This window comes from Actinomadura sp. HBU206391 (assembly GCF_014323665.1).
Taxonomy (GTDB): Bacteria; Actinomycetota; Actinomycetes; order Streptosporangiales; family Streptosporangiaceae; genus Actinomadura_C.
The window spans coordinates 1-4419 of the sequence record NZ_JABVEB010000364.1; the positions used below are offsets into that span (position 1 = coordinate 1).

Consider the following 4419-nt stretch of genomic DNA (forward strand, 5'->3'; position numbering starts at 1 on the left):
GACGGCGCCGACGTGCCGCTGCCGGACGACCTGCGGATCCTGGACTACGAGACCCTCCTCGCCGAGACCGCGCCCGTCGACCGCGAGTTCGCCGTGCCCGACGAGAACACCGCCGCGGCGCTCTGCTACACCTCCGGGACGACCGGCAATCCCAAGGGCGTCCTGTACAGCCACCGCTCGGTGGTCCTGCACGCGCTGCTGTTGCTGGGGACTGACAGCTTCGGCATCAACGAGCGCGACGTGGTGATGCCCGTCGTGCCGATGTTCCACGTCAATGCCTGGGGGCTGCCGTACGCCGCGATGCTGAGCGGCGCGGATGTGGTCCTGCCCGGCCCGGTGACCGATCCCGCCGGACTGATCTCCCTGATGGAGCGGCACCGCGTCACGTTCTCCGGCGCGGTGGCCACCGTCTGGCGAAGCATGGAGCCGTACCTCGCCGATCACGACATGTCCAGCATCCGGATGATCGTCTCCGGTGGCGGCGCGGTCGACGAGGCGCTGTCGCGTTCGTACCAGGAGGCCATCGGACTGCCGCTCACCAATGCCTGGGGGATGACGGAGACCAGTCCGGTGGTGACCACCTCGCGACTGGCGACCGTGCACGACGGCCTGGACTCCGACGCCCGGCGCGCCATCATCGGATCGCCGGGTCCGGCGATCCCGTTGACCGAGGTACGTCTGATCGGTGACGACGACGCCGAAGTGGCCTGGGACGGCGTGACGCCCGGAGAACTCCAGGCCATGGGACCGACCATCGCGGCGCGGTATTTCGGGGAGGCCGAGCCCGGCCCGGCCTTCACCGAGGACGGCTGGCTCAGGACGGGAGACGTGGCGACGATCGACCCCTACGGGTACGTGCGGATCGTCGACCGGACCAAAGACCTGGTGAAGTCCGGCGGTGAGTGGATCTCCTCCGTCGAGCTGGAGAACGCCATCATGGCCGATTCCCGGGTCGCCGAGGCCGCCGTGATCGGGGTGGCCGACGAACGGTGGGGCGAACGGCCGGTCGCCTACGTGGTCCCTAGAGCCGGAGCCGAGCTCGGCGCCGACGACGTGCGCAAGCACCTGGAAGGCCACGTCGCTCGCTGGTGGATTCCCGAACAGGTGGTCTTCGTGTCCGAGATCCCGAAGACCGCCACCGGAAAGTTCTCCAAACGGCAGCTGCGAGCAAGGCACGAACGGTAGGCCAACGCCCCACCACCACCCCCCTCGAAGGAGCAGCGATCATGGCCATCGAACCCCGTCTCATCGTCACGGGCCGCGAGCCCGACGGAACCTCGGTGTTCGTCGCCGACCAGTCCGGCGTGCCGGTCACCGTCGACGCCATCCCTGGCTCGGAGTTCTACCTGCTCTGGGGCACCGAGGACGGCAAGGCCACCGTGGGTACCAAATCCCGGCAACCGAAGCTCTTCCCGTTCTTCCCCGGTACCGGGGGAACCCGCATCCTCTTCCTGCGGTGGGCGCCGGAGTCGTTCGCCCCGGAGCAGGTCGGCGACCCGGCGGAACTGACGGCCGAGGCGAACGACGAACTCCCCGGGCTGATGGAGGTGTTCGAGCCCGATAACCCCGGCATGCACACCACCGACACGATCGACTACGGCATCTGCCTTGAAGGCGAACTGCACCTGGAACTGGACAACGGCAAAGAGGTCAAGCTCACCCCCGGCACCTGTGTCGTCCAGCAGGGGACCCGCCACGCCTGGCACAACCGCGGCGACAAGCCGGCGCTGATGTGCTACGTGCTCGTCGGCGCCGACCGCGACTCCTGACCCTGCGCCGATTCCTAGAGCAGTTCCTCCGCCGCGTCCTTCAAAGAGCTGAGGACCCGGCGGGTCTGCGGCGCGTCCGGGAGCACCGCGAGCAGTAGCGGGGCGGTGGAGAAGGCCGATTGGTGGACCATGAGGCGGCGGATCCATTCCATTCCCGCCTCCAGTTCGGCGATGGCGTCGGTCGCGCCGCCGCTGCGCGCCCAGTTTCCGAGCGCGGACCGGTGGATGGCATCGATGAGGGCCGCGAGGCCCATCGGCTGGAAGGGCGGCGTGTCCGGTGGAAGGTGATCGCGCAGGAACGAACGGGTAAGGGTCACGTACCGTTCGTGCTCGATGACTTCCCGCTTCCGGAGTTCGGGAACGACGCGCGTCAGTTTGTAGCGCCGGAGGACGAGTTCCGGCCGGCCGAGAAAGTCGCGCAGTGACTCCTCCGTGGCCGCGATGACGGCCTCCACCGGATCCGTATCGGGATCCGACTCGACGAGACTGCGCTGGACAAGCCCCAGACGTTCGGTGTGGTCCGGAAAGGCGAGTTCGTCCTTGCTCTCGAAGTGCCGGAAGACGGTGCGGCGAGAAACCCGCGATGCCTCCGCGACGGCCTCGACGGTGACGTTCTCGTAGCCCTCCTCGAGAAACAAGGCCATCGCCGTTTCCGAGATCCGGTACTTGGTCTCCAGTATTCGACGCGAAGTCACCGACGGGCCCCCATAGACGTGGTGTGGCGCGAAGTCTAGTCAGCCGATGCCACGGACCCTTGCGGGCGCTTGTGACGCGTGCCATAGTAGCGGCACTTGGTGCCGCTACCGGCGGATTCGACGGCACAGCGTGCCAGCGACCGCGAGGAGGTCCGCAATGAGCCAAGCGCCGCGAACCCGTGGAATACCGAACCCGATCCGTGCCGGGCTGGCGCTCGCCGTGGCGTCGGTGAGCGCGGCGGTAGTCCTCGGACCTGCGCCTTCCCATGCGGCGACGGGCACCGCCCCGACATGCGCGGAGCTGGCGGGCAGACAGATCCCGGCGTCGGCGATCAGCCTGCCGACCACGGGTGGCCGCGTTGAGTCGGCGACGTCCGTGACGCAGGTCGTGAGTGGCGTGACCGTCGAATACTGCAGGGTGGACGCGGCACTCTTCCCGGTCGATCCCGCCGCGCCGAACATCAAGCTGCGGATCGGCATGCCGACCGAGTGGAATCGCAAAGCGATGATGTTCGGCGGCGGCGGATACAACGGAACGATTCCGGACATCGCGATGAACGTGCCACTCGGCCGTGCCGACCAGCCGACGCCATTGGCTCGCGGGTATGTGACGTTCGCCAGTGACTCCGGGCACCAGGCCGGCCCCACGGGATCCCTGGACGGGTCGTTCGGCGTGAACGACGAGGCACTGCGGAATTTCGCCGCCGGGGATGCACTCAAAAAGACCCGCGACGCCGCCATGTTCCTCATCCGTCATGGCTACGGCTCACGGCCCGGCCAAATTTACTTCGCAGGCGGCTCGACAGGCGGCCGCGAGGCCCTCGTCGTCGCGCAACGGTGGCCCGACGCCTTCGATGGCGTCATCTCCGCCTACCCCGCATGGAACAACGCGGCCGAAATCATCTATCTCGGGTACCTCACGCAGGTGATGTCCCGTCCCGGGGCATTCCTTGGGCCCGAAAAGCAGGGGCTCCTCTACAACAGCGCCGTGGCGGCGTGCGACGGGCGGGACGGCCTCCAGGACAACATCGTCTCGAATGCCGACGGCTGCGAACTCGACCCCCGGGTGCTGCGCTGCCCCGATGGCGTCGATGCCGGGCCGACGTGCCTGTCCGATGCGCAGATCACCTCGGTGGTCGCGGCGTCCAAGCCGTTGCGCTGGCCGTACCGGATCGCCAGTGGTGAGCGAGAATATCCCGGCTTTCCCTTCCTGTCGGGTGCCGACATGAGAACGCCGTTCCTTGGCTTCGGCACGACCGCGCCCGCCAACCCGATGCCGGCGACGGCCGGATACGGGCTCCAGTTCTGGGACCAGTGGGTCAAGTACTTCCTCACGAGGGATCCCGGCTTCAACTCCCTGGACATCGACCCTCGGCGGCCCGGGAAGTGGCTTCCCCGGATCAGTTACCTGTCCACCATCCAGGACCGCAACAACTCCGACCTGCGTCCCTTCATGCGCTCCGGCGGGAAACTGCTCCTCCTCCATGGCGCCGCGGACGAGCTGGTCTCCCACCGCTCGACGAGCGACTATTACCAGCGAGTGCGTGCCACGGCAGGCCCCGGGCAGACCCAGAAGTCCGTGCGGTACTACCTCATTCCAGGAGTCAATCACGCCAACGTCGGCCCGGTCGCCTTCGCCGGCACATGGGATTCGCTGACGGCTCTGGAACAGTGGGTCGAAGACGGGCGGTCGCCCGCCAAGCCGGTGGCCATTGACGGCCGCAGCGGCATAACGCGTCCGCTTTGCGATTACCCGCTCTGGCCCAGGTACCGCTCGGGCGACCCCGGCAGCGCCCAAAGCTTCGTGTGTTCGCGTTGATGGACGGCACCGTCGCGGAGGCCCCGGTCTCGACCGCGTCCCCCATTCTGACGGCCCGGGGCCTGGTGCGGCAGTTCCGCGGGTTCCGGGCCGTGGACGGGGTGGACCTGGACGTGGCCGAGGGCGGTGTGCACGC

The 4419-nt window shown here is 68.0% G+C and carries 4 protein-coding genes; 3 read left to right on the plus strand and 1 reads right to left on the minus strand.

Annotation, left to right across the window (positions count from 1 at the left end):
- Both HKK72_RS36405 and HKK72_RS36410 read left to right on the plus strand, forming a co-directional pair.
- Window positions 1-1185: AMP-binding protein (locus HKK72_RS36405; RefSeq protein ID WP_187238942.1), on the plus strand; the 1185-nt coding region annotated here is incomplete at its 5' end.
- Between the two features lie 41 nt (window positions 1186-1226).
- Window positions 1227-1769, plus strand: a complete 543-nt coding sequence (locus tag HKK72_RS36410) for a cupin domain-containing protein (protein WP_187238943.1) — start codon at window positions 1227-1229, stop codon at window positions 1767-1769.
- A gap of 14 nt (window positions 1770-1783) precedes the next feature.
- On the opposite strand, the gene HKK72_RS36415 is transcribed toward HKK72_RS36410, so the two are convergent.
- On the minus strand, window positions 1784-2464 hold the full coding sequence (locus HKK72_RS36415; protein WP_187238944.1) for a TetR/AcrR family transcriptional regulator: 681 nt from the start codon (window positions 2462-2464) through the stop codon (window positions 1784-1786).
- A gap of 376 nt (window positions 2465-2840) precedes the next feature.
- Here HKK72_RS36415 and HKK72_RS36420 point away from each other — a divergent pair, with 376 nt between their 5' ends.
- On the plus strand, window positions 2841-4283 hold the full coding sequence (locus HKK72_RS36420; protein ID WP_222721596.1) for a tannase/feruloyl esterase family alpha/beta hydrolase: 1443 nt from the start codon (window positions 2841-2843) through the stop codon (window positions 4281-4283).
- The last annotated feature ends 136 nt before the right edge of the window (window positions 4284-4419 follow it).

What these genes read in the sequence shown, in the direction of transcription:
- HKK72_RS36410 (WP_187238943.1), top strand. Translation starts at nt 1,227, where the DNA reads ATGGCCATCGAACCCCGTCTCATCGTCACGGGCCGCGAGCCCGACGGA.